This window comes from Candidatus Formimonas warabiya (assembly GCF_002777255.1).
Classification (GTDB): Bacteria; Bacillota; Dehalobacteriia; order Dehalobacteriales; family Dehalobacteriaceae; genus Formimonas; species Formimonas warabiya.
This window is the reverse complement of the sequence record NZ_CP017634.1, coordinates 5,255,210-5,281,386: the sequence shown is the minus strand read 5'-3', so window position 1 is coordinate 5,281,386 and position 26,177 is coordinate 5,255,210. Positions and strand designations below refer to the sequence as shown.

The 26,177-nt window shown below is 46.9% G+C and carries 26 protein-coding genes and 1 pseudogene; 3 read left to right on the top strand and 24 right to left on the bottom strand.

Annotated features, from left to right (window positions below; genetic code table 11):
- Positions 1–409 precede the first annotated feature (409 nt).
- The 5 genes from DCMF_RS24055 to DCMF_RS24035 form a co-directional block, all read right to left on the bottom strand.
- Complete coding sequence (locus DCMF_RS24055) at positions 410–718, bottom strand: type II toxin-antitoxin system RelE/ParE family toxin (protein WP_148136778.1); 309 nt, start codon at positions 716–718, stop codon at positions 410–412.
- Positions 711–971 (bottom strand): type II toxin-antitoxin system prevent-host-death family antitoxin, encoded by a 261-nt coding sequence (locus DCMF_RS24050; RefSeq protein WP_148136777.1) that lies wholly within the window; start codon positions 969–971, stop codon positions 711–713. Before DCMF_RS24050 ends, DCMF_RS24055 begins: the two co-directional genes overlap by 8 nt.
- Positions 972–1,219: 248 nt before the next feature.
- Positions 1,220–1,876, bottom strand: a complete 657-nt coding sequence (locus DCMF_RS24045) for a DUF1638 domain-containing protein (protein WP_148136776.1) — start codon at positions 1,874–1,876, stop codon at positions 1,220–1,222.
- An 18-nt stretch (positions 1,877–1,894) separates the two neighbouring features.
- Positions 1,895–2,986, bottom strand: a complete 1,092-nt coding sequence (locus tag DCMF_RS24040) for a uroporphyrinogen decarboxylase family protein (protein WP_148136775.1) — start codon at positions 2,984–2,986, stop codon at positions 1,895–1,897.
- A 225-nt stretch (positions 2,987–3,211) separates the two neighbouring features.
- The gene (locus tag DCMF_RS24035) at positions 3,212–4,180 is read right to left on the bottom strand and encodes a metallophosphoesterase (RefSeq protein WP_214658860.1); all 969 of its coding nucleotides are present in this window, start codon (positions 4,178–4,180) and stop codon (positions 3,212–3,214) included.
- 398 nt (positions 4,181–4,578) lie between these two features.
- Between DCMF_RS24035 and DCMF_RS24030 the strand changes: the two genes are divergently transcribed.
- Positions 4,579–5,493, top strand: a complete 915-nt coding sequence (locus tag DCMF_RS24030) for a LysR family transcriptional regulator (protein WP_148136773.1) — start codon at positions 4,579–4,581, stop codon at positions 5,491–5,493.
- 105 nt (positions 5,494–5,598) lie between these two features.
- Here the strand turns inward: DCMF_RS24030 and DCMF_RS24025 are convergent, their stop codons facing one another.
- The 8 genes from DCMF_RS24025 to DCMF_RS23985 all read right to left on the bottom strand — a co-directional run bounded on the left by DCMF_RS24025 (position 5,599) and on the right by DCMF_RS23985 (position 15,368).
- A complete protein-coding gene (locus tag DCMF_RS24025; RefSeq protein ID WP_148136772.1) occupies positions 5,599–6,444 on the bottom strand; it encodes a hypothetical protein in 846 nt (281 codons plus the stop codon).
- A gap of 32 nt (positions 6,445–6,476) precedes the next feature.
- Positions 6,477–7,985 carry a tripartite tricarboxylate transporter permease gene (locus DCMF_RS24020; RefSeq protein ID WP_148136771.1) on the bottom strand — a complete coding sequence of 503 codons (1,509 nt, stop codon included), beginning with the start codon at positions 7,983–7,985 and terminating at the stop codon, positions 6,477–6,479.
- 13 nt (positions 7,986–7,998) lie between these two features.
- Entirely contained in the window at positions 7,999–8,451 is a 453-nt protein-coding gene (locus tag DCMF_RS24015) for a tripartite tricarboxylate transporter TctB family protein (RefSeq protein ID WP_148136770.1), read from the bottom strand.
- A gap of 175 nt (positions 8,452–8,626) precedes the next feature.
- Complete coding sequence (locus DCMF_RS24010; protein WP_148136769.1) at positions 8,627–9,652, bottom strand: tripartite tricarboxylate transporter substrate binding protein; 1,026 nt, start codon at positions 9,650–9,652, stop codon at positions 8,627–8,629.
- 235 nt (positions 9,653–9,887) lie between these two features.
- The gene (locus tag DCMF_RS24005) at positions 9,888–11,096 is read right to left on the bottom strand and encodes a DUF401 family protein (protein WP_148136768.1); all 1,209 of its coding nucleotides are present in this window, start codon (positions 11,094–11,096) and stop codon (positions 9,888–9,890) included.
- Between the two features lie 273 nt (positions 11,097–11,369).
- A complete protein-coding gene (locus tag DCMF_RS23995; protein ID WP_148136766.1) occupies positions 11,370–13,295 on the bottom strand; it encodes an aconitate hydratase in 1,926 nt (641 codons plus the stop codon).
- 64 nt (positions 13,296–13,359) lie between these two features.
- On the bottom strand, positions 13,360–14,172 hold the full coding sequence (locus DCMF_RS23990; RefSeq protein WP_214658859.1) for a phosphosulfolactate synthase: 813 nt from the start codon (positions 14,170–14,172) through the stop codon (positions 13,360–13,362).
- 71 nt (positions 14,173–14,243) lie between these two features.
- Complete coding sequence (locus tag DCMF_RS23985; RefSeq protein ID WP_148136764.1) at positions 14,244–15,368, bottom strand: mandelate racemase/muconate lactonizing enzyme family protein; 1,125 nt, start codon at positions 15,366–15,368, stop codon at positions 14,244–14,246.
- A 239-nt stretch (positions 15,369–15,607) separates the two neighbouring features.
- Here DCMF_RS23985 and DCMF_RS23980 point away from each other — a divergent pair, with 239 nt between their 5' ends.
- Positions 15,608–16,495, top strand: coding sequence for a LysR family transcriptional regulator (locus tag DCMF_RS23980; protein ID WP_148136763.1), 888 nt, complete (start codon positions 15,608–15,610; stop codon positions 16,493–16,495).
- Positions 16,496–16,523: 28 nt separating this feature from the next.
- On the opposite strand, the gene DCMF_RS30375 is transcribed toward DCMF_RS23980, so the two are convergent.
- From DCMF_RS30375 to DCMF_RS23960, 4 genes are all read right to left on the bottom strand, one after another.
- Positions 16,524–16,742 carry a PrpF domain-containing protein gene (locus tag DCMF_RS30375; RefSeq protein ID WP_148136762.1) on the bottom strand — a complete coding sequence of 73 codons (219 nt, stop codon included), beginning with the start codon at positions 16,740–16,742 and terminating at the stop codon, positions 16,524–16,526.
- A 55-nt stretch (positions 16,743–16,797) separates the two neighbouring features.
- Positions 16,798–17,610, bottom strand: a complete 813-nt coding sequence (locus tag DCMF_RS23970; RefSeq protein ID WP_214658858.1) for a phosphosulfolactate synthase — start codon at positions 17,608–17,610, stop codon at positions 16,798–16,800.
- A gap of 397 nt (positions 17,611–18,007) precedes the next feature.
- Positions 18,008–19,225, bottom strand: coding sequence for a DUF401 family protein (locus DCMF_RS23965; protein ID WP_148136760.1), 1,218 nt, complete (start codon positions 19,223–19,225; stop codon positions 18,008–18,010).
- A 67-nt stretch (positions 19,226–19,292) separates the two neighbouring features.
- On the bottom strand, positions 19,293–20,504 hold the full coding sequence (locus tag DCMF_RS23960) for an NADP-dependent isocitrate dehydrogenase (RefSeq protein ID WP_148136759.1): 1,212 nt from the start codon (positions 20,502–20,504) through the stop codon (positions 19,293–19,295).
- Between the two features lie 132 nt (positions 20,505–20,636).
- On the opposite strand from DCMF_RS23960, the gene DCMF_RS30565 reads away from it, so the two are divergent.
- Positions 20,637–20,759 (top strand): hypothetical protein, encoded by a 123-nt coding sequence (locus tag DCMF_RS30565; RefSeq protein ID WP_418219611.1) that lies wholly within the window; start codon positions 20,637–20,639, stop codon positions 20,757–20,759.
- A gap of 63 nt (positions 20,760–20,822) precedes the next feature.
- On the opposite strand, the pseudogene DCMF_RS30560 reads toward DCMF_RS30565, so the two are convergent.
- The 7 genes and pseudogenes from DCMF_RS30560 to DCMF_RS23925 all read right to left on the bottom strand — a co-directional run.
- Positions 20,823–21,009 (bottom strand): annotated as a pseudogene (locus DCMF_RS30560) (aconitase family protein); the annotation flags it as partial.
- Positions 21,010–21,020: 11 nt separating this feature from the next.
- Entirely contained in the window at positions 21,021–22,217 is a 1,197-nt protein-coding gene (locus DCMF_RS23950) for a 2-methylaconitate cis-trans isomerase PrpF family protein (RefSeq protein WP_148136758.1), read from the bottom strand.
- A gap of 36 nt (positions 22,218–22,253) precedes the next feature.
- On the bottom strand, positions 22,254–22,805 hold the full coding sequence (locus DCMF_RS23945; protein WP_148136757.1) for an AbrB family transcriptional regulator: 552 nt from the start codon (positions 22,803–22,805) through the stop codon (positions 22,254–22,256).
- Complete coding sequence (locus DCMF_RS23940) at positions 22,771–23,583, bottom strand: phosphosulfolactate synthase (protein ID WP_214658857.1); 813 nt, start codon at positions 23,581–23,583, stop codon at positions 22,771–22,773. Before DCMF_RS23940 ends, DCMF_RS23945 begins: the two co-directional genes overlap by 35 nt.
- A gap of 1 nt (position 23,584) precedes the next feature.
- Positions 23,585–24,136, bottom strand: coding sequence for an AbrB family transcriptional regulator (locus DCMF_RS23935; protein WP_214658856.1), 552 nt, complete (start codon positions 24,134–24,136; stop codon positions 23,585–23,587).
- Positions 24,137–24,170: 34 nt separating this feature from the next.
- The gene (locus tag DCMF_RS23930) at positions 24,171–25,691 is read right to left on the bottom strand and encodes a tripartite tricarboxylate transporter permease (RefSeq protein ID WP_148136754.1); all 1,521 of its coding nucleotides are present in this window, start codon (positions 25,689–25,691) and stop codon (positions 24,171–24,173) included.
- A gap of 16 nt (positions 25,692–25,707) precedes the next feature.
- The gene (locus DCMF_RS23925) at positions 25,708–26,163 is read right to left on the bottom strand and encodes a tripartite tricarboxylate transporter TctB family protein (RefSeq protein ID WP_148136753.1); all 456 of its coding nucleotides are present in this window, start codon (positions 26,161–26,163) and stop codon (positions 25,708–25,710) included.
- Positions 26,164–26,177: the final 14 nt, after the last annotated feature.

Sequence of the window (26,177 nt, the reverse complement as noted above, 5' to 3'; positions counted from 1 at the left end):
TATATGCCAATATTTGTTTAAATAAAATCTATTGGATCATACTACTCCCTGATTGTCTGCTAATCTTTTTTAAATTCCCATTCGTACAGATGTTACCCTTTTCTTTTGGATGATCAAGGCATTGGTTATTGTTTTCTTCTGTACGCTTTTTAAACCATTCCAACTGGCTACGTTTTTTGTCTGAAACCTCTTTCAGGATGAAAGGATGTACTAGCACGTCCCTACCATAGTTTTCTATTCAACTATAATTCAATTATCATGAAAAAATGCACCTCCAATTTCTTCTTTGGTGCATTATCTCCGCAGACATTCTGTTGCATATGTGGGCAAATTTGACTTTTACTATGACATCGCTAAGGTCGTCCTCAAGATTCCCCTATACATAGCCCCCTATAAAAACAAAATTTCTTTATATCAATTTTACATAGTTCTGTGCCCCATAGAAAAAACGATGAATGATAACCTCCTTAACTGCTTCATCAACCTTATAAACCAAGATATAGTTTTTAATGGTCGCCTTATGATAGCCTTCTTTTTCCAAGCGGGCATCATGACACCGTTCATACATAAGCGGATTGCTTTTTAAATAACCGTAGCATTTTTCTACTTCATCGAGGAAATTGGTAGCTGCTATGGGGTTTGCAAGCTCAACCGCAATGTACGAGACAATATTATCCAAATCTTGGTGGGCAAGCTCCGAAACAACCAGTCTATACATTGTATTTTTCTCTTATGCTTTTCAAAGAGGTGTCTCCATCCAACACCTTTCCTTCTGCTATCTGTGCCTCGGCTGCAACCAATTTGTTATACACATCCAACATAAACAATTTTTCTTCGTACATTTTTATGCTCATGATAACCATATCGCCATAGCCGTTTTTGGTAATATAGATCGGCTCGGTTGCCTCGTGGCACATTTGAGAGATTTCACTTGTATTTTTCAAATCTCGAATCGGGATGATTCGCGGCATAATCAGCACTCCTCTCTAACTCTATGGTATTATTGTGCCATAATTATGCCTCAATTGCAAGAGCATACTCCTAATGATAAAAACTGCTTTCTAGATGACCTGAACCAAAAAGGTTTACTAAACTCCCGAACCACATAGGCCCCAACCTGATCACATAAAAAGCACTGCCGAAATTTAGCAGTGCTGATTAATCAAATTTAGTATTTTTCCGGGGGGCCGGTTTCACTTGGCTGTTACACCTTCCGGTATTAAACCAAAAAATAAGATTCTTTGATAACTTCGTGAGGAGCAATATTGATAAACTCGTCTTCCGGCCAAGGTCCGTTGACCAGCTTATCAATATACGTTAAATTACCCTGGGTGATTTGATGATCCAATTTTAGTAATTGCCCTATTTCTTTAGATCGCTGCACATATTTTTCTTCATCCGGCAAGCCGGCGCTGATAAACAAGACACGCCGATAGCCATTAAACATTATCTCAAAAATTCTCGCCGCCTTTTTTTCCCCAAACTTTTCATAAGTGCGCTGATACTCTGAAACAATAGACCCGTCACTACTCGTCCAGCCGCGTGACATATACAATGTGCCTGTTCCTTCCGACTGATGTTCAGCAAACCTGGCCTTAGAACCTAGCAACAAGGGAATACAGTCATGGACCCGTGGTATGGTTAGCGTGAAATCACCCGCCCGCAAATTTTTTGCCGCACCGCCGCATAGCCCGAACGCCAGTACAACCCGCTCATAGCCGGTTAAACCGTCCAGTATGTCCTGCAATTCCCGGCCCAATTTTTCCGGATAATTATGCCGCCCCTGAGGAAGAAATTCAAATTCGATCTCACGGCCTGATGTCACGGCGAGCAGTTCTTCCTTCAATACTTCACAGGCGATTATCTTTTGTGTCATACCAAGATCTCCCCTTAATTAACCAGCTTCTTCCATACTCCGGAGCATGTGATTTACCTTATCAATATCCACAGGATACCCTACCTCACGGACGGTATCCATCATCATTACAATATTTTCGATTGGAGTTTCGATAGGCAGGCTGCAGCCGGACATAACAGTATAGCCTTTCGGCGAATCATATCCATCCCGGATGCATTCCAGAGTTTTTTGCCGCACCTCTTGGACGGAGCCTGCATACATGATGCCGCCGGGATCAACATTACCCATAATTTTTACCTTATCCCCGATTTGCCGGCAACAATCCTTTAAGCCGCTTACATTATCAATGCTAAAGCCGCTTATACCCATAGCCGCAATATCATCCCAAATTTTGTGGGTCAGCCCACATATATGAATGACAACGCCCTTACCCCTGCCTTTAATATAATCCACCAGCTTTTGCAAATACGGCAAGGAAAATTCCCGGAATACTTTCGGATTCACCACAGAACAGGAAGACATAGGTTCGGAAATGGTGGGGGTCAAGCCGATATCGATGACTGCTTCCGCATAATTTATGCAAGTTTCTAAGGACACTTGACAGAGTTGATGCATAGCTTCGGGATTTTTACGCAACAGCCTAAGCGTCTTGTCTATTCCCATGAGAAAAAAAGCGTTTGTGAACGGACCGACAATCCCCCCGGAGCAGCCTACCTCACTCCCCAGCTCATCCAGCAAATATTTCATAGCCTCCAAATGGACAGGAAGCCGGCCATCTTGATAGGGATTAGCCGGGCGGAGCCGGTTGATCTCACTGATCTCAGCGACAGCAGGCCTTTTTAAATCTACCGTAGCGTCGTCGGGGCAGATAACCTCCGCACCCATGGCCTCTGCCCAAGGGAAAAGATCGGTAAAAATCCGTACGCCGTCGGAACCAAATTTGCGGTAAGCAGCAATTTGTGCTGCCGCTAGGGTCCTGGCGTCGGTATTAAACTGAGATACCTTGCACCCATAAATCCGCGCTACCCCGTTAGCAATATTAGGGTTACAAGGCAATCTGTCGGCTGCCTCACCCTTGGCAATAGCGGCTGCTCTTTCCATAGGCGTCATTGAATCCTGATATCTCATTTAGCACATCTCCATTACTTAGATTGTAGGTACCAAAACACAATTCCGTTTTTAGCTTCTTGACGGGTAACACTATATACGCTTGGAGATAGATTGTCTAATTAATAATATTTATGGCAAATCTTTATCGATTCAATTTTTCAATAGATGGTTTTGTTTACACCTAATCTATATTAGTATCCTTCTTTCAGATCTCTGCTTGTATCTGCCTTGATCTAAAATAAGTCAAGCCTGACCCCCGTGAAAGTTTATGACTATGTTTACTATTTCAGGTTTATTCCCGATCCGGAAGGGTGGTCCCCAGGTGCCATAGCCGCAGGAGACGATCAATTGCAGGCCTCCTTTTTTCAGGTACCCCCAATCCTGTTCAAAGATACGCGACGTGATCAGATTCGCGGGAAATACCTGACCTCTGTGGGTGTGGCCGGAAAGCTGCAAATCGACCCCTTCTTTTTCTGCGGTTTCCAGTTCTGTGGGTTGATGGTTTAACAGGATGATGGGCAATTTTTTATCAACATCATCCAGAATCTCCCCTAGATCCTTCCTTTTCTTTCCCTGAGACCGTTCCACCGCGGGATCTTCCCGGCCTACGATATAAAAGCTGTCTGCGATCTTTACGTAGTCATCCTCGAGAACACTTATGCCCACTTCTTTCAGCCGGTCAAATGATTTTTTCGTCGTCCCCCGGTAATATTCATGGTTGCCCGGGGAGACAAAGGTGCCTAATTTAGATTGCAGCTTGCCAAAGGTTGCCAACATGTTCTGCTCTGAAAACGTCTCTTCATCTTCGATAATGTCGCCGGGCATCAGGATTAAATCAGGTTTCAAAGCGTTAATCATGTTGACCATTTTTTCCAGGCGGCTGCGATCAACCACTGCACCCAGGTGCAGGTCGCTCACCATAACCACATGAAGCTGTTTAAAGCTGCCCGCATCCTTATTGATGGTTATTTCGTAATTCATGATACGGGGATGGCGTGCGTTCCAGGTTCCATAAAGGAGAATCACTCCTACTAAAATAACAGCACCTAAAAGAATATGGGGGGTTAGTTTATCAAATCCGGAAGATATACCGGTTAGTTTATTTATGAAACGAATTAAATCCAGTCCAAGTAAAAACACAAAAAGATAGAGCAAGGCAACCAGCCAATAATAACTGAATAGATTAATCGACTCACTGATCGAATCGGGCAACACACTGCCCACTGAGCGGGATAAGAAGAATGCCAATGAGAAGAGCAAGAAAAAAAACCAGTATCCTATCCTGGGTGCAGAAGGAAAAAAATATTTTGTCATCTGCCAAAGGCGATAACCCGTATAGATTACTGCGGGTACATAAATGGAAATGACTAAAGTAAAAAAGTACCGGAACAATTCCCCACCCCCATTTCGCTAATTTAATCTCATATCCAAAAAACAGGCCGATTTCTTCAGGAAAAAATCAGTACATAAAAATCATAGCACCAGGCAAAGGTGATGTGAAGTAAAAAAAAGACGGGGGAGGAATCCCGGCCGTCATAAAGAATAGTTTATATAATAGATAAAGAATAGTTTATGAGATAAATAAGGTAGAAAGACCGGAGGAATGGGTAATGGAATTACGAGATCTGAATACCTTTAAGGTCATTGCGGAAACCAAAAAATTTCGTCACGCATCGGAAATATTAAATTATACGCAACCTACCTTAACTGCCCGGATCAAGAATCTAGAGGATGAGCTGGGTATTGCGCTGCTGGACCGCACGTCACAAGGGGTAAATTTGACCAAGGCGGGAGAGCTTTTTCTCCCCTATGTGCAGAAAATCATCAAGACGGCGGAAGAAGCAACAGACGCCTTAATTTTACTGAAAAACGACCTGACCACCAATCTGCTCATCGGCGCTTCCTTTTTTGTCAGCTGCTATGAACTGCCTTCCCTTTTGTCGACTTTTAGAAAGCATTACCCCCAAATATGTCTTCATGTGCGCACAGCCAGAAGTACGGAAATTGTGCCCATGGTGGAAAGAAACGAAATCCAGCTGGCCATTGCCCGGGGAGTCGTAGCCTCGGCCAGCTTAGAAAAGATTAAGCTCAGTGAGGAACCGATTGTGCTCTGTACGCACCCGTCCCACCCTTTAAGCACCCTCACCCGTATTTCACTGCAAGACATCGGGTCCATTCCTTTAATCGCCTATCAGCGGGGCCGGGGTTATTGGGTTGTGGTGGAAAAAGCCTTTGAGAATTTTTCCCTCAAACCCGTTATTATGATGGAATTAGACAGTATCGAAGCCATCAAAAAAATGATTATGCAAACAGTGGGAGCTTCCCTTTTACCGTATGCAGCCGTGCAAGAAGAAATTGCCCAAAAACAAATTCACGCTTTAAATATTGTAAATCCGGGATTAACCCGGGATACCTATCTTTACTCCGGTCCCCTGAATAAGATCAGCAAACCGACAAAGGCTTTCGTGGAAATGGTGAAGATGATCTATTGCGAACCGGACAAAACTTCATTTAACCCGGAATAAAAAGATGACCGGGGCGGCACTCACTATGAGCAAAACCGGTATTGAACGGTAACCGGTTAGCGGGAAACCCTAAGAGGTTTCCCGCTATGCACGCAAAGTCCTGATTTATTCTGAGAACCGCAGGTCACATTTTAATATACTGCAATCCTTACATTCCGGCTCGCGAATGGGGGGAAGCTTTGCACCTTTAACCCCCTGAACAACAGAAAGTGCATCTTCCACAACCGGCTTATCTCCTTCCAGCACCATGGTTGTAGCACCTTGGGCACCGAGTAGGCCGCCTGCCGCTATGGGAGTTACTTTTGCTCCAGTCAGCAGGGAAAGCGCTCGATCCTCGGTCATTACCTCTCCCCGGAGAGGCAACAGGCCGACTTTTTGCCCCAAGGACAAGTCAATTGATGAAAAAGCCGCCGCTCGTACCGCAACAGTCAGGGGAACGGGAATCAGTTTTTCTAATCCCACCAGTGATAAAATCTGAAAACCCCTTTTGCGCGATAAACGATTAACCACACCAATCGTTCCTGCAGCCCGATTGGCGAATAAAACCCCCGCATTTCTATTAATATCTAAAGCATTGCACCCTTTAATGTAGATATCACCGGGACCCATCCGATCTAAAATGTCTATTAACTTTCTCTGCTCCGTAATCCATTTTCCGTCTTCAAGTACCCAAGTGAAGGGAAAATTTGCGGGTTGACCAAATTGATGACCTAGTTTAGCTGCTTGTTGCCTTTCCCAGCTGACGCAAAGCCCTTTTTCCCTGATTGCCCCTAGCAACCAAGTGCCAGTCGGAGAGAATCCCATTGTTTCCGTTAAGAAGTAAGTTGTGCTGCTGGGATGAATAGCAATGATCCCGTTGCTTAGGTTTTTTTTAAAAGAAGGTAGTTGCTGAACTCCCAGGCAAATTAATTTCTTGCTTTCCGTCGGAGTTAAGACAATTTCAGCTTTCATCTATCAAACACCTTTCCTTCTTAAAATAGGCTTTATTCCTGTGTCTTGTTAGTTTTACGCAAAGATTTGTAGACTGACCATAAAATAAAAGCAATGGCAATGACCATAATCGTACCGGAAACTGGCCGTGTAAAAATAACCCCTATATGTCCCTGGGAAATAATCATCGTTTGACGCAGAGAGATTTCAAGCGTATTACCCAAAATAAGGGCCAGAATCATGGGAGGTGCGGGATACTCCATTTTTCTCATCAGATACCCGATCAGGCCAAATAGGATTACCAGGCCTACATCAAACATACTATTATTCAAACTGTAACCGCCAACCAGGATAAACGCCATTACCGATGCGTTTAGTATGGGAAACGGAACTTCTAACATCCTGACAAAAAACGGGATACCGACAGTGGATAAAACCAAAAGCATCGCATTTCCAATATACATACTGCCGATTAGCCCCCAGACAAAATCAGGATTTTTCGTCCAAAGCAGAGGACCCGGCTCCAAGCCAAACATCAGCAAAGCACCCATGATTACAGCGGCACTGGCAGTACCAGGTATGCCAAGGGTGAGCAAAGGTACAAAAGCTGCAATGGAAGCAGCATTATTTGCGGTCTCAGGTGCCGCTACCCCTTCTATGGCGCCATTACCAAAGAGTTTTTTCCTTTCCGGCGGAGCAGAATTTTTTGCAGCTGCATAAGCAATAAAGGAACAGATGGCGGCCCCGCACCCAGGCATCAGACCCATAAAAAATCCAATAAAGGTGCTTCTGACAATATGCCATTTAGATACAGCCCAATCTTTGGCATCTGGGAATAGATTACGTAAACGCAATTCTTTTCGGTTAAATTTAAACGAGGTTATATCATCTTCCAGCGATATCAGTATTTCGGTAATGCCAAATATTCCTAAAGCTACCACCACAAAATCAATCCCATCATAAAGCTCAATGGTCCCAAAGGAAAAACGCGTCAACCCGGTTACCAAATCTAAGCCGATTACCGAAACAAAGAGTCCCACGAACGCGGATATAAAACCTTTGATAATACTTTTCTCCATAAAATTGGAGACTAATGTCAGCCCTAAAAACATTAAGGCAAAGTATTCAGGCGGTCCGAAGCTCAGGGCTACTTTGGCCAGAACGGGCCCTAAGAAGGTAAAGAGTATGACACATATCGTGCCGCCAACAAATGACCCGATAGCCGTAATACCCAATGCCGGGCCGCCCCGCCCCTGCTTGGCTAAAGGATATCCGTCCGTCACAGTCACCACTGAGGCAGGATCTCCAGGTAAACCAAGAAGAATAGATGTAATAGAACCACCATACATGGCCCCGTAATAAATACCAGCTAGAAAAATTACTCCTTGAATGGGAGGCAAACTAAAAGTGATCGGCAAAATAATCGTTAATCCAGCTGAAGGGCCTAATCCAGGCAAAGCACCGATCAGTAACCCTGCAACTGCTCCAAAGAAACAAAAAATCACACTCGTCGGGTGTAAAGCGATAACTAATCCATTTAAAAGATTACTTAATGTATCCAAGAAAATATCCCCCCTAAAATCCGAGTAATCCCTGTGGAAGGATTACTCCTAGTGCTTTTATAAAAAGAAGCCAGAAGCCCAAAGGGAGAAATATCGTGATCATTACACAGGTTTTAAGATTTTTGTTGCCAAAAGCCCAGCAAAGGACTCCGGTTAACAAACCAATGCAAACCAACATGCCAAGAAATTTTACCAGAAACATGGCAATGGACGAGGCTCCAATTACCGCCCCCATATTTTTATAAATCTTCTTGTTAAACATGGGAGCAGCATTATAAGTACTTTTCTTAATATTGGTCAAAAGTAGCAATACTGCTAAAAAACATAACAGCACGCCACACCACAAGGGAAGAAACCCCGGTCCGGGAACATTATCAACCATATACTCCATTCGCGTCGCTTCCCATATGATGTAGATACTGCTGATTAAAAGAAGGGCTGCTGTTATTATGTTAGCTCGCCTCATCTACATGCACCTCCCCTTCTAACAAATGTAGCTGATATTGTACTAATAAGTACTTTTAGAACCATGCTAAAATTAAATTTTCACAAAGATTGTTCCGATGGCCGGAATTGCATGATCCAGCTCCGGCCACCAGAGAATATAATTTATTGATTTCCAAGCAATTATAATGAAAGGTTTATTGTGCCGCTGCTTCATCAAGGAATTTAGCGGTTTTATCGATTTCTCCCGTAAGATAGTCGGAGAATTCATTTGAGCCTAAGAATAAAATTTCTTGTCCGTTCTTTTTACAAAAATCTATCCATTCTTGATCTTGCGAGATCTCTTCAAAAGCATTCGCAACTTTGTCTACAATTTCCTGCGGAGTTCCTTCCTTCATGAAAATACCGCGCCATACAGTTTCCGATACGTCAATTCCCTGTTCTTTGAGGGTAGTTGCATCAATATCGGGTAATTTTGTATCAGCGGCAATTCCTAAATAACGCATCTCCCCTGCTTTGACCTGTGACCGGGCATTACTTGCTGCTGCCGAGCCTAGTTCAACATGTCCCCCTAAAACAGCAGTTACCACTTTCGAGCCCCCGTCAAAAGGAACCCAATTAAGTTTTCCTCCCGTTGCTTTTTCTACTTGCATCATTACTTGCTGATTAATTGATTTAACGCCCGGTCCTCCGATACTGATCGAGCCCGGTTTACCTTGAGCCGCCTTCATTACATCTGCCATATCTTTATAGGGACTGTCTTTCTTCACGAAAAAGGCCGCCGGTTCACCCATAAGTCTCACAACAGGTATAATGTTATCCATGGTATATGGAACCTGTTTCCCCGCGATTAAAAACGTAAATGTGCGCGTGTGAATTAGCATCGTTTGACCGTCGGCCGGCTTATTCATCATCGTATTCAAAGCTTCCGCTCCATTGGCGACCTCTTGGTTTTCAACAATAAACGGTTGTCCAAGTTTTTTCTGCAGCATTTCGGCTAATGTCCGGGCAGTAACGTCAACTGTAGACCCCGGCGCAAATGGGACTAAAATAGTAACTGGGCCTTTCGGATAGCTGTCTGCTACATTAGATTGTTCCTGTTGATTACTAGAATCCGTTGAGGTATCCCCTTTATTGCTGTTTCCCCCGCACCCGAACAGGGTCATTGACAAAACAAGGATCAGCGCCAACATTCCAAAAAGATACCATCTATTTCTTCGCATTTTATTACCTCCCCTATTTTGAGTTTATCCTTCACGCGACTATACTTGACATTCACCTAAGGATAATAACCTGAAATTTTACTTAGCCATATCGTGACTCCTTTTTACCAACTTCACCAGAGTTTTCCTGGTCACTCTGTGCATTTCTCATTTTTCTCACCTCCTATTCGTAGGTTTCATGAATAACTCTTAGTCACGCTTCATAGCCAAATCTGCTTCATCTTCATCAAAACATTCACGCAAAAATCCAGTATGCTGTTAAAGTTGCCGCCAGGAGCACTGCTTCCGGACCTATCAACAGTTTCACCACCCGATTAAGATCAGCTTTAAAGAAATTCACGGTCAAAGTTAAGCACAGGTGCATCGGCGTAAGCATTTGCCCGGTAAAACCCGCGATAAACAAGAGCACCGCTGTATAAAGGTCAAAACTTGATCCCATGGCGGCGAGGGCAATGGGAAACCCGATGCCCACAACGGCCACCATGTAACCGGTCATGACTGCCACGAGAAAATTAACGGACATAAAAATAACATAAGAGGGCACAGGCAATCGATCCAGCATCTGGGGTAACCCGGCAACTGCATTCGTATCCTGCAGTACTTGCTTAAAAATCATCACAGTAAATACGATCATAATGATCGGAAATTTGATCTCACGAAACAGGTCCAGCACTTTTGCCGGCTTATACCGGTGATACAACAAGAGGAATACGATCACGCCGCCAACAGACAGCCAAACTTCCGCCTGCATTACCAACACCAGAAACACGACCACTAACAGGGGTAGGGCACTGACGAGCAGTTCCCTGGTAATCTTTTTCCGGTCCAGGCACTTGGGACTGTCTTCCACAGCCGGATTCAGAGGAATTTTTTTCAATACCGGAATCCCCAGCAAAATCGCCAGCACACCGTAGGGAATGAGGGCCAGAATCAACTTCTGTACAGGTATTCCGGACAGTTGAGCTACCAATAAAAGGCTGGGGTAGATAGGAAGAAAATACTCTGTCACATGGCGATAATAAAAATTGACAAAGCTTTTCTGCTCCGGTGAAGCGGAAAGACCTTGGGCCGCATGCTCTACCAGGGGAGCGGAAAACATTGCTCCCCCTACCGAGGGCATTAATCCAATCAGGGAAGGCAATACGGCCATCACAAAACGCGGGTTGGGAACGATCGCCTGCAATCCCGACAGCAGGCGATTAAGGTATCCTTCTTTCCGCAACAGAGACTCCAAGACCATAATTAGTATCAGAATAATCACCAGTTCAATCGTTTCAGAGTTGATCACACCCCTCCACAGCATCAGCCCAAAAGCGCCTAAACCGGCCTGGTACATGAAGGCCAATAAAGCCGAGCAGCCAATCATTACGAAGCTTAGCGGAACATGCCGCCAAATTAGAAATATCATGAGAAAAAGTGTGATGAGCAGTTTATATCCTTCCATATGTCCTCCCTCACGTCAGTCATGAACTTCATTCCCGTTCAAAGATGGAAGAGTCCCAATGGAAGACTACAGCATTCCCTTTAAACGCAAGTCTATTTCTCTAAGAAAGCCTTGGGTATTAACAACCTTTTTATCGGTGGTCTCTGCAAGTTGGGCCAAATCTTTCGTCATGACTCCCTCTTCGATGGTCTGAATGGCAGCCTCCTCCAGTCCTTTTGCCTCCTGCTTTTCTTGAACTTGGTTTGCAACTTTTTAAAAAGAAAGATCTGATGCTTAACTATTTTCTGCTTTCATAAAGTTTAGTGTCCCCCCGGCGGAAAGAACACGGCGCTGCCGATCGGAAAGCAGAAGCTTCACGGAGAATTTCTGCCCTGAGGTCAAGTTCCGGGCGGTTAACTCTTCATCCCCTCTTTCAACGGACTCTTTCATACCGCAAATCTCCAGTCGATCGCCCTGGCCAATGGTATCATACGTGGCCGGATCCATGAAAATAAGAGGTACAATACCGAAGTTGATCAAGTTATCGTAATGAATCCGGGCAATCGACTTGGCAATCACCGCCGTTACGCCAAGATACATAGGGGCCAAAGCAGCATGCTCCCGGCTGGATCCTTGACCATAATTATCACCGCCCAAGACGATACCACCCCTTTTTTCTTTAGCACGCCGGGCAAAGTCCGGATCAACGGGTTCAAATACATATTCCGCCATGGCAGGAATGTTGGACCGCAGGGGGAGGATTTTGGCCCCCGCAGGCATAATATGATCGGTGGTAATATTATCCCCTACTTTCAACAGCACTTCCCCCTGAAGATCTCTATCCAGCTCACACTTTAAGGGAAGGGCCTTGATGTTGGGGCCGCGCCGGATTTCCTTATCGCCATAGGCCGGGAAAATAAACATACTGTCATCAATAGAAAACTTCTCCGGGTTGGGCACAACAAACGGCTCGCCTAGACTCCGCGGATCAGTCATGACCCCTGAAACAGCACTGGCTGCAGCCGTTTCCGGACTGACTAAATATACCTGAGCGTCTTTCGTTCCCGAGCGTCCTTTAAAATTTCTGTTGATCGTACGTAAGGAGATCCCCGCCGACTTAGGCGACTGTCCCATACCGATACAGGGACCACAGGCACATTCCAAAACCCGGGCCCCGGATTTGATAATCTCTGCCAGACTACCGTTATCCGCCAGCATCTGAAACACCTGTCTAGACCCGCAAGCGAGAACCAGGCTAACGTCAGGGTGTACTTTTTTCCCTTTCAAGATCTCAGCCACTTTCATTAAATCCAAATAGGAAGAATTAGTACAGCTGCCGATTACGACCTGGTTAATTTTCATGCCCTCCAGTTCTTTCACAGGCTTTACATTGTCGGGGCTATGAGGACATGCTGCCAAAGGTTCTAATTTACATAAATTAATTTCCAATTCCTGATCATATACGGCATTTTTGTCCGCCGCCAGAGGTCTCCACACGTCTTCCCGGCCTTGCGCTTTTAAAAATTCCAGAGTAATCTCATCGCTGGGAAATAGGGAAGCGGTCGCACCGGTTTCCGCACCCATATTGGTAATGGTCGCCCGTTCCGGTACAGTAAGGTGTTTTATACCGTCACCGGTGTATTCTAAAATGGTCTTCAGGCCTCCTTTTACGGAAAGTCTTCTGAGCACTTCCAAGACAATATCTTTTGCACTGGCCCAGGGTGCCAATGCGCCGGTCAGCTTTACATTGATTATTTTGGGCATCATGAGACAAAAATCACCTCCGCCCATTGCTACCGCCACATCCAAACCGCCTACTCCTATCGCCAGCATGCCCAATCCTCCCGCTGTAGGTGTATGGCTATCTGCCCCCAACAGAATCTTTCCTGGTTCAGCAAAACGTTCCAGGTTTACCTGGTGGCAAATACCGTTTCCCGGTCGGGAATAAATCACCCCAATGTTTGAAGCCATATCCTGGAGGAAAATATGGTCATCCGGGTTTTCGAACCCAGTCTGTAAAGTATTGTGGTCAACATAGATCAAACTTTTTTCTGTCTTGACCCGGGAAATGCCCATTGCTTCAAACTGGAGGAACGCCATGGTCCCTGTGGCATCCTGGACTAATGTGTGATCCACTTTGAGGCTGATTTCTTTACCAGCTGTCATTTCTCCGCTCACTAAGTGTTCTTGAATAATTTTTTGTGCTGCTGTTAAAGCCACGAAAGCCCCTCCTTTAATGAACTCCCATAAATCTTATCTCTGATCTGCCTGCTGTCTCGTTCGCTTAAGCCAGGCAGCCCGCTGCTTTTGCCCGCTCAATCAGCCAGGTATAGCCCCCCTCACGGCTCCAGGTAAGCCTGGTGGCATCCATCTTGGCAATATCATCCGGATGTAAATTGGGCCCGATATTGACATCCGGTCCAAAGGTGTTAAACAACCATCCCTGGTGCAATTTGGACTCCGCTTCAAAGGTCAGATACTGCAATCCCACTCTTTTGATCAGTTCCTCAATACGATAGGCATCCTTATGCTCTCCTGCTGCACCCAAACTGGTCTCCAGCAGGGATTTTTCTACAATGACCAGATCCGCCCCCGCCTCAATCAGGGTATGGCATTCTTTTACGCACAGATCTACGTCCAGGGGACCTTCGGGATACTTTTCCCCTACTTCAAAAAGCACTTTCAACCCTGCTTTTTTCGCCATCTTAATGGAATTGATTTTTTCTTTAATATCAATATTGATGATATTTTCCGAGCACTCCACCGCCGTGAACCCCATTTTTACCAATGTTTCAAAAGTCGGCTCCACTTTATTTTGGACAAAGGCGTTTTCAAAAACAATGCCCCCGGGAAAAACGTCCATCTCGTTCTCTTTATACAGCCGGATTTTTTTGATCGTTAAATCGTTTTCATCGAGGGGTGCCACGCATACGGTAATATGGCGCATTTTCACATAGTCGATTACCGGCCCCACCGCCTCCACCATATCCACGGCACAGTTCCAGCCGATATTGTGATCCCGCACAATGGTTAGCCCCTGCTTCCGAGGCTTCACACTCCTAGTAGGAATTTCTAAAAAATCCAATGCTCTTTTCACTTTAATGTCCTCCTTTTTCAATGATAGCATAAATATCAATCATACGTTTCCGATACGTACTTTACCAATCCTCACTCTTTCGGTGCCCCATCATACCGCTTGAGTTTTTCTTCATCTAAAACAACCCCCAAACCGGGAGCGTCGGATATGGTTACGATACCATCCACAATTTGTACAGGATTAACAGCGATATCATCTGTAAATCTTTCCAGGGGAGAGCCATATCCCAAAACTTCGTCTACACAACTTTTCGCCGCCGCAAAATGAAGAATGGCAGCAGTGCCCGGACCGAGGGGATGCTTGCTTCCCATTACGCATCTCAATCCGCCCGCTTCCGCAACATCCGCAATCCTGCTGCTGCAATACAAACCGCCGCTCTTAATAGGTTTGATACAGATTCTATCTGCTGCTCTTTTTCTAATGATTTCTATCACATCATAAGGCGTCCAAGCACTTTCATCAGCCGTAACAGAAATTTCCACCAATCTTCTTACTTCGGCCATCCCTTCCAGATCCCACCAGGGTACCGGCTGCTCAACATTTTCAATGCCATACTTCACCATCTTACGCAAAGTAGGAATCGCTACATCTATTGTATAACCGCCATTTACATCAACCTCCAGGGGAAAATCCTGACCGACTGCGTCCCGGACGGCGGCGACACGTTCAATGTCTTGCTGGGGATCAAAACCGGCTTTAATGGTCAGCATTTTATATCCCAGGGATTTAAGCTGCACCGCTTCTTCTGCCATTTCCTCAGGAGTCCTAACTCCTAAGCTTCTTGTAAGACTGAAGCTCTTTCTGTGTGCCCCGCCTAACAACTGATAGACGGGCAGACCATAATACTTACCGACAAGATCATAAAGGGCATTATCAATACCTGCTTTGGCGCAAAGAAACCCTGTTTTTCCCCAGTGAAAATCTTCAATTTTCTTAATGACCAAACCAATATCACGGGGATCCATGCCGATAATTTGCGGTACAATATATTTTTCCAAAGAGATTTTAATACTTTCCTGTGTTTCGCCGCCTCTTTCAGGTACGGTTACAGCAGTTTCCCCAACACCTTCGGCGCCTTCATCGGTTATTATTTTTACTAAAACACTGGTAGCATATCTACAGGTTCCGGGGGCAATTCTGTAAGGCGAAATCAAGGGAAGAGAAACCATTTGGGTTTTGACGTCTACAATTTTCAAATTAAGCACTCCTTTTTCATTTAAACTGATTGAAGCAAATGAGGATTTTGAGTTTAAGCATGCTTAACCTTAATGAAAATATTGAACTAATGGGCCCAGTAATAGAATACAATATCGTTCCCCTTTAATCTAATTGAAAGATTAAGACTAGCAGTTCGAAAATTTCGAAGCCCTAAAAAGGGTTCTTTTTAAACACACCGAATAGGGTAATACAAAGCTTTGGACGAGGTGTAAACAATATGGAATTGAGAGATTTAGCCTCTTTCTATGAAATCTATAAAGCAAAAAAATTCTCATCCGCCGCGGAAATATTGCACTGTACGGAATCTACCCTGTCAGCCCGGATAAAAAACCTAGAAGCAGAAGTGGGCGCACGTCTTTTTGAAAGGGGGCCCAAAGGGGTTACACTATCTGAAGAAGGCTACCTTCTCCTGCCTTATGTGGAAAAGACCCTTTTTCTCCTGCGTGAGGCCCGGCAAACACTAAATGAATGGTCATCCTGTGCTAAAGGAAGCATCTCGATTGCCGCATCAAATTATATCAGCTGTTATCAATTACCCCACATCCTATGTTCATTCAAATCTGCTTATCCCCATGTGGAACTTAACGTTCACGTGGGCCGCAGTTCCGACGTCATAAACATGGTTCGTAATTACGAAGCCCAGATTGGTCTAAGCCGCAGCCCTTTGTCGGATCCCTTAATGACATCAATTAAAATTTCCCAAGATCCCCTTGTACTTTGTGTATATCCGGAACATCCTCTTGCTCATTTACCCTTTGTCGATTTGAAGGATCTGGAGAATTATCCCTTAATCTCCTATCAAAAAGGCTCAGACTATTGGAGCTTTATTAATAATGCTTTCAGCACCATTGGATTTACCCCAACGGTGTTCATGAAGTTAGATAGCATGGAAGCGACCAAAAAAATGGTCTCCAAAGCCCTCGGCATTGCCCTATTGCCCCAGCTGGCCATCCAAGAAGAACTGGATCACGGCATGCTTCGGGCAATAAAAATATCAAACCCACCGGGGCTCTCCCGGGCTACATACGTTTTTTTCAACAGAAACAAGCATCTTTCCGGTCCTTTAAAAGGTTTCCTCAAGATCGCTAAGTTAAGCTGTCCTTGACAGATCCTTAACGCATAAGGGCATTCTTCTATTGATCCGATTGTTTCTTAGCTGACGTCTCCAGTTTTAGGGAGGCAGCCTTGGTCCGGGACATATAAACCTGCCCGTCCATTAAACGCCGGGCTGTTCTTGCCAATGCTGCCTTATGTAAAATAATCCGGCCCTCTACCGCCGGAATGAGTCCTTCGTCAATCGCATAAGGATCTACTGCGGAAGAGATATTGCCGCAGTTCCCGGAATAGTCCACCGTGCGTTAAACAAGCTGACCTGGCCAAAGGTACAATCCACATCGGCATCCTGGTTTAAGCCAGGCAGCCCGCTGCTTTTGCCCGCTCAATCAGCCAGGTATAGCCCCCCTCACGGCTCCAGGTAAGCCTGGTGGCATCCATCTTGGCAATATCATCCGGATGTAAATTGGGCCCGATATTGACATCCGGTCCAAAGGTGTTAAACAACCATCCCTGGTGCAATTTGGACTCCGCTTCAAAGGTCAGATACTGCAATCCCACTCTTTTGATCAGTTCCTCAATACGATAGGCATCCTTGTGCTCTCCTGCTGCACCCAGACTGGTCTCCAGCAGGGATTTTTCTACAATGACCAGATCCGCCCCCGCCTCAATCAGGGTATGGCATTCTTTTACGCACAGTTCTACGTCCAGGGGGCCTTCGGGATACTTTTCCCCTACTTCAAAAAGTACTTTCAACCCTGCTTTTTTCGCCATTCTAATGGAATTGATTTTTTCTTCAATATCAATATTGATGATATTTTCCGAGCACTCCACCGCCGTGAACCCCATTTTTACCAATGTTTCAAAAGTCGGCTCCACTTTATTTTGGACAAAGGCGTTTTCAAAAACAATGCCCCCGGGGAAAACGTCCATCTCGTTCTCTTTATACAGCCGGATTTTTTTGATCGTTAAATCGTTTTCATCGAGGGGTGCCACGCATACGGTAATATGGCGCATTTTCACATAGTCGATTACCGGCCCCACCGCCTCCACCATATCCACGGCACAGTTCCAGCCGATATTGTGATCCCGCACAATGGTTAGTCCCTGTTTCCGGGGTTTCACACTCCTGGTAGGAATTTCTAAAAAATTTAACGCTCTCTTCACTTTAATGTCCTCCTTTTTTCTTTTCTCCATCGTTTTGTGATGGCAAATTTTTTTGTTTTAGTATTTTGTCCTATCTATCAACATTTGTATAATCCATAAAATATACACTCCAGATCAATTTTTATAGTTAAAGTATAGATCCCCTTTTATAGTCAGACAAATCGAAATCTTTGAATACTCAATAGGTATTTTTTATCACTCGGATCCAGAATAAAAAAGACTAAGCTTAATCCTCTTGCACATCCTTAAAGATGCAAGAAGAAAACTTAGTCTCCTGTGTTTCTGGTCAACTTAAAGAAGATTTTTATTGCTTTTTAAGGGCAATTCTTTAGCCTTATTGTTTAATAACCGGACTGAGCTTGATTTAACCCCGCATAACCGGAATATAAAAGGGACCTCAAAACAGGACGTAGGCCGCTATTGCTGAGGCCAGCAAGACCGCCTCCGGACCAATCAACATCTTCACGACCTGATTTAAATCGGCTTTAAAGAAATTCACCGTCAAGGTTAAACAAAGATGCACAGGCGTGATCATCTGCCCGGTAAAACCGGCAATAAAGAGCAGCACGGCGGTAGGAAGGTCAAAGCTGGATCCCATCGCCGCCAGGGCAACGGGAAACCCTATGCCCACAAGGGCCACCATGTGACCGGTCATCACCGCCACGAGAAAATTAATGGCGATAAAAACAAAATAAGAGGGTACGGGGAGATGTTCCAGAAGCAGGGGCAAGCCAGCCACCGCATCGGTATCCTCCAATACCTGCTTAAAAATCATCACCGTAAAGACCAGAATAATGGTCTGAATTTTAATTTCGCGAAAAAGCTCCAGCAATTTTGGCGGCGTATAGCGGTGGTAAATCAAAAGAAACAGAATCACCAGGCCGACAGCCAACCAGACTTCCGCCTGCAGGGCCAGCACCATCAAGACCACCACCAGCATGGGCAGCGCACTAAGGACCAGCTCCCGGATCATCTTCTTCCGCTCCGGGCCCTCGTAGCTTTCCTCCCGAACTATTCCGTCTGCCCGATCCCGGGGGATTTTTTTCAATACCGGAATCCCCAGCAAAATGGCCAGCACCCCATAGGGAATCAAAGCCAGGATCAGCTTTTGCACAGGGATCCCGGACAATTGAGCGATCAAGAGAATGCTGGGGTAGATAGGCAGAAAATACTCGGTCACATGACGATAATAGAAGTTGACAAAGCTTTTCTGTTCCGGGGAAATGGCAAGACCTTTGGCCGCATGCTCCACCAGGGGAGCGGAAAACACCGCCCCTCCTGCGGAGGGCATCAGACCAATAAAGGAAGGCAATAGGGCCATCACAAAGCGGGGATTGGGAATGATCGCCTGCAATGCCGCCAGCATGCGCTGCAGGTATCCTTCTTTCCTCAAAAGGAATTCCAGCATCATAATGGCCATCAGAATAATCACCAGTTCAATGGTCACTGGATTGGCCATCCCCCGCCATAGCATCTTCCCGAAAGCGATCAACCCGGTATGGTACATGAACGCCAATAAGGCCGAACAGCCCAGCATCACCCAGCTGATCGGGACGTGCCGCCAAATCAGGAGTATCATGAGAAAAAGTGTGATGAGCAGTTTGTATCCTTCCATATGTCCTCCCCCTCGTCTGTCATGAGCTTCCGTCCCGGTAAAGGGTGGAGCAGTCACTGGTGGAGAATCAGAGCATGGCCTGCAAACGCAAGTCTACTTCTCTGAGAAAATCTTCCGTATGCACAACCTTTTTATCGGCCGTCTCTGCCAGCTGGGCCAAATCTTTGGTCATGACGCCTTCTTCAATGGTTTGAAGGGCAGCCTTCTCCAGTTTTTCGGCAAAATCGGCAAGTGCTGAAATGCCGTCTAATTCTCCCCGCTTCTTCAAGGCGCCCGACCAGGCAAACAAAGTGGCCATAGAATTGGTGGAGGTCTCTTTGCCTGCTAAATGCTGGTAATAGTGCCTGGTCACCGTGCCGTGAGCAGCCTCATATTCAAAGTACCCATCCGGCGAAACCAGGACGGAGGTCATCATGGCCAGGCTGCCGAAGGCCGAAGCCAGCATATCGGACATCACATCCCCGTCATAGTTCTTGCATGCCCAGATCATACCCCCTTCCGAACGCACCACCCGGGCTACTACATCGTCGATTAAGGTGTAGAAATAGCTAATTTTCCTGGCCGCAAATCTGTCTTGATACTCCTTATCAAAAATCTCCTGGAAGATGTCTTTAAACCGGTGGTCATAGGTCTTGGAGATGGTGTCCTTAGTGCCGAACCAAAGATCCTTTTTTTGGTCAAGGGCAAAGTTGAAACAGGACCTGGCGAAACTTTCAATGGATTTATCGATATTATGCATGCCCATGATCACCCCGGGTCCCTGAAAATCGAAAACAGTTTCCCGCACCACTTCCCCATTCTCCCCGGTAAATACCAGCTCCGCTTTTCCCGCTCCTGGGATGCGCATCTCCACATTCTTATAAATATCCCCGTAAGCATGCCGGGCAATGGAAATGGATTTGGCCCAGGATTTCACAAAAGGCCGGATATTGTTGACAATAATGGGCGTACGGAAAACGGTGCCGTCCAGAATCGCCCGAATGGTGCCGTTCGGACTTTTCCACATTTGCTTTAAGTGATACTCCTCCACCCGCTGGGCATTGGGTGTAATGGTCGCGCACTTTACAGCCACGCCATATTTTTTGGTTGCCATTGCCGCGTCAATAGTCACCTGGTCGTTGGTTTCGTCCCGATGTTTCAAGCCCAGGTCATAATAGGCTGTTTTTAAATCAACATAGGGCCCGATCAGGATCTCTTTAATAAAATGCCAGATAATCCTGGTCATCTCGTCCCCGTCCATCTCCACTAAGGGCGTCTTCATGTAAATTTTTTCCCTCATCGTATGCCTCCTTTACTTTGACTTAGTTTGCAACTTTTTTGAAACAGGATCCCAGTTCCCTTCTTCAAGGGCAGGGCCTTGATGTTGGGGTCGCGCCGGACTTCCTGACGGCCATAGGCCGGGAAAATAAACATGCTGTCATCAATGGCAAATTTCGCCGGTAGGGACATAACTACCGGTTCGCCTAAACTCCGGGGATCGGTGATCACCCCGGAAAGAGCACTGGCCGCAGCCGTCTCCGAACTGACCAGATAAACCTGAGCGTCTTTCGCTCCCGAACGCCTTTTAAAGTTCCGGTTCTTTCACCGTCTTGACATGATCCGGACTATGGGGGCACGCGGCCAGAGGTTCCAATGCGCTTAAATTAATTTCTAATTCCTGATCATATATGGCATCCGCATCCGCGTCAAGGGGTATCCAGGCATTTTCCCGGCCTTGGCTTGTAAAAATTTCCGGGTCACCTCATCGCTGGGAAAAGGGAAGATGTGGTGCCGGTTTCCGCCCCATTCCCTTGTCTTATTCCGGGGATTTTTTCCGGGGCGCTGTTTCCAGTTTGGTAGAGGCGACCTTGGCCCGGGACACATAAACCTGCCCATCCATTAAACGTCGTGCTGTTCTTGCCAATGCCGCCTTATGTAAAATGATGCGGCCTTCTTCCTGGGCCACATCAACCTCCACCTCCAGCTTGCCGGAGGGGTGGCCGATGCGAATCCGGTTCCCCTCTTGGGCTTGGGCAGAAAGCAAATTGTAAACCACACTGCCGGGAATCTTGGCGGCGGTTCCTGTACAAACAGCCCCTGTCACCGCATAAGCCTTATGGGGCTTCTGCATGGACATCATTCGCCCCACCAGATCAATTTCATCTTCCTGGATCATGCGCCCGTCGGAAGCACAATAGGTTTGGGCCTTTGCCACAAAACAAATCTTCGGTATGGCTGGACTGACGGCCTGGGCCTTTTTCCAGTCGTCCACACGGCCGATTTTTACCGCGAAAATAGCGCGTATTTCTTCCAGAGTCTCGGATAAATCGGGATAGGCATTCACCGCATCGGGCAGTTCCGTACCCTGCAGGCCTAATTCCTCCGCGCCCACAAAAACCACGGGGTTGGCGGAATCGACAAAAGAAACGGTGAATTTTCCCCGGCTGGTTTCAATCACATCCTGCACATTTCCCGTCGGCAGCAGCCGGCCTGTCACGGAACCGGCCGAATCCAGAAAATTGAGGACAATCCTGGCCCCTGTGCCCGGCACCCCGTCAATGGCAAAATCCCCGTCCACCTTTGGTTTGCCCTGTTCCACAGGCACTTCCGCGACGATGATTTTATTGGTATTAGTATTAAATATGCGCACTGTTGTTACCGGCTCTACCGCAGGAATGAGCCCTTCGTCCACCGCGTAGGGACCCACTGCGGAAGAGATATTGCCGCAGTTCCCTGAATAATCCACCGTGGCGTTAAACAGGCTGACCTGACCAAAGGTATAATCCACATCGGCATCTGGGCGCCGGGACTTGCCGATAATGGCCATTTTACTTGTCAGCGAATCCGCGCCCCCCATGCCGTCAATCTGCCGAGGATCCGGGCTGCCGTAAGCAGCAAGGATCACCTTATCCCTTTCATCGGCATCCTCCGGCAGGTCTTCCGGACGAAAAACCAGGGCTTTACTGGTTCCTCCCCGGTAGATAGTTACAGGAAAACGAAACAAATCACTCATTTTAAAACCCTCCTTGCTGGTATTCGTTGTGGGCATTTATTTGCCCCAGAATAAAAGGATCAGCGGGGTCACTATCACCACCAGGGTAATCCGCATCACATGGGTGGTGACTACTTTTTCGCTGTCTGCCTCCAGATTCTTGGCCAGGATCACCATATCCTGCATCCGTCCCGGAGAAGTAGACAACCAGGCGGTGAGCAGGTCCCAGTCAAATACCTTCCACACCAACAGGGAGGACAGGATGCCCATGAGATTCAGCACCCCGGTAATGATCAGCACCGGAATCAGGATCTCTCCCAGCGTAGACAATTCCTCCCCGGTGATTTTGATGCCCAGCATGATCCCTGCTAAGACCTGAAGGATAAAGCCGGACCGGGACGGTAACCAGTTAGCGGGAAACCCTAACAGGTTTCCCGCCGCGATAGTCAGCATGGCGCCCAGGATGATGCCTCCCGGAACATGTGAAATCTCCCCCATTCCACCGCCTAAGATGCCTAGAACCGCCACCCACACCAAGGATGTGATGTGCTTCCTGTCCGGCTTTCGCATCGGTTTAGGCCAGGCAGCCCGCTGCTTTTGCCCGCTCAATCAGCCAGGTATAGCCCCCCTCACGGCTCCAGGTGAGCCTGGTGGCATCCAGCTTGGCAATTTCATCGGGATGCAGATTGGGGCCAATATTGACATCAGGTCCAAAGGTATTAAACAGCCAGCCCTGGTGCAACTTGGACTCCGCTTCAAAGGTGAGATACTGCAGCCCGACTCTTTTGACCAGTTCTTCAATGCGATAAGCATCGGCATGCTCTCCTGCCGTACCCAGGCTGGTTTCCAGGAGGGATTTTTCCACGATCACCAGATCCGCCCCCGCCTCAATCAAAGTATGACATTCTTTTACACACAAATCCACATCCAGGGGACCCTCCGGATATTTTTCCCCCACTTCAAAAAGCACTTTTAATCCCGCTTTTTTGGCCGTCTTAACGGAGTTAATTTTATCTTCCATATTAATATTAATAATATTTTCCGAACATTCCACCGCCGTGAAACCCATTTTTACCAGTGTATCAAAAGTGGGTTCCACCTTCCTTTGAACAAAGGCGTTTTCAAAGACAATGCCGCCGGGAAAGACGTCCATCTGGTTGTCTTTATACAACTGAATTTTTTTGATCGTTAAATCGTTTTCATCGAGGGGCGCCACACACACGGTAATATGGCGCATTTTCACATAATCAATCACCGGGCCTACCGCATCTACCATATCCACGGCACAATTCCAGCCGATATTGTGATCCCGCACAATGGTCAGCCCTTGCTTTCGGGGTTTTACACTCCTGGTTGGTATTTCCAAAAACTCTAATGCTCTCTTCACTTTAATGTCCTCCTTTTTTCTTTTCCCCATCGTTTTGTGACGGTAAATTTTTTTGCTTCCGTAACCTGTCATGTCCTTTTAGAATCAGGGGAGTAAGTATTACCACGGAAATGGTGCGCATAATATGCACCCCCGCCACCTTTGTGGTATCCGCTCCCAGGCTGTCGGAAAAAATCACCATATCCTGCATGCGGCCCGGTGATGAGGCCAGCCAGGAAGTGATCCGGCCCCAGAAAAACAGATGGGATATCACAACGGCTACCACTATTCCTCCTGTTAAAATAATCAAGGCATTGAGCAGCACCGGAGCAACAATTTTCTTTAAATCTTTTAAGGTCTTTGTGGTAATGCCGATGCCCACCAGGCAGCCCGCCATGATCTGCAAGCTGAGATTATAAAAGGGGGGCAGGGATGCAGGCGGCATGCCGACAAAATTTGCCGATGCCGCAAAGAGCATCGCCCCGATCAGAACTCCTCCCGGGATGCGGGTTTTTTGCCCCGCCACGCCCCCTAAAAAACCCAGGCAAAAAACTACCAGCGTATTCCAGCTCAAAAAATAAACCTCCAGGAAAATTGCTTTCCGGACCTCAATCTATGCGGAAAGAATTTTTGCCTTCTTTATTCCGGGCCAATTTTCGTTTTATTTCCGGTCCCACAAAGGTAATAATGAGCAAAATCCATAACAAAACAGCCAGGGGCCGGGTAAAAAATATGCTCGGGGAGCCTAAACCTATTTTCAGGCCCCGGAAGGCATTGGCCTCCAGCAGGGGGCCTAAAATCAGCCCTAAAAGCATGGCGGCGGGCGGGTATTCATATTTCTTCATCACATACCCCAGGATGCCGAAAATGATCACTAAGCCCATATCAAAAATGTACTGGCGGGGCGCATATCCCCCGATAATGGAGATCACCGAGACCACCGGAACCAGCAGGGTCATGGGAATATAGGCCAGCCGATAGAAACTGTAGGCGCAGGCCGTACCAATAACCAGCATGAAAACCGCGGCGGCAAACTGGGACCACAAGACGGCATAGGCTACATCCCCATTCTGCACAAAGAGCCGGGGTCCCAGGGCCAAGCCCTGGTACGCCATCACCACCATGAGCACAGCCATACTGGCGCTACCGGGAACGCCCAGAGTAAGCAAAGGGATCAGGCTGCCCCCTACAACCCCGTTGTTGGCGGCTTCGGAAGCAATGACCCCCTCCGGATTCCCTTTGCCGAAGGTTTTCTTCTCTTCGGAAGGGGCAAAAGCCACTGTCTGCTGGTAAGAAATAAAGCTGGCGATAGAAGCCCCGGCACCCGGGATCGCACCCACAATTACCCCGATTAAAGATGAGCGCAAGGTGTTTACCCAGCTCTTGATCGTATACCGGAAGCCCTGAAAAATTCCCTTTAAGCCTAAGCTCTGAGAGTCTTCCACCAGGGAAACAGCCTCATTCTTTTCCAAAGAAATCAGTAATTCGGAAAAGGCCAGGAGCCCGATTAAAGCCGGGATCACAGGCATGCCGTCCATGAGATACATACTGCCGAAGGTAGCCCGGATTTGCCCCCAGATGGGGTCTACCCCCGTGGTAGACAGGAGCAGGCCAAAAAAACCCGCCATGAGACCCTTGGCCAGCCCGCCGGAAGATAACTGGGCCAGCACTGCCACACCGAAAAGAATAATAATCGTCATTTCCACGGAGCTAAATTTGAGGGCCACTTTACTGATCAAAGGGGCCGAGGTAAGGCAGACCAGCCCGCCGATCACGCCGCCGATAAAAGAAGAAAAAATGGACAAACCCATGGCCTCCGCCGCCTGTTTGTTTTGCGCCATCGGATAGCCGTCAAAGGTTGTCACTGCCGCCGACCCGGTGCCCGGGATATTGACCAGAATCGCCGGATAGGAATTGCCTACTTCCGCCCCGCAGTATAACGATACTCCAAAGATCAGGGCTGTTTCCACCGGGAGCCCCAGCATCATGGGCAGCAGAATCGCCAAAGAATTGCTGGAGCTTAGCCCGGGAATGGCCCCAATAATGATGCCCACCAGAACACCGATGGGTACGATCCACAAATTGCTCAACAACATTTCCAGTCCCGCAAAAATCGCATGATGATCCATTCGTTCACCCCCTTCATTACAAGCCCGTAATCAAGCCTTGCGGCAGCGGCAATTGGAGCCACAAGACAAAGATCACGTGAATCACCAGGGTCGTGCCGAGAGCAACAGCCACAAGCTTTGACCAGCGCCGGACCTGAAAGAACCACATCAGGATAATTAAATAGAGAAAAATATCTAGAAAATAGCCTAAAATGGGAAGCAAGGCAATAAAGACAATCATGCCGCCTAACAGTCCCAGAGGCCTGAGACTGTGTTTCTTTTCTGTTCGGACCTCCTGTTTCCGGTTTTTCACCGCTTTAAATAAAACGACTCCTGCACAAAGCAGCATGGGAAGGGCAATTACCAGCCCGTATCCGATTGTGGAGGTCTGATACCCTTTTACAACCTGGGAACTGATACTGTAGCACCCATAAAGTATGGCGATCAGGGGAATCACAAATTCTCCCGGATCTACCCTGCCGGAACTTTTCATTATGTGATCACTAC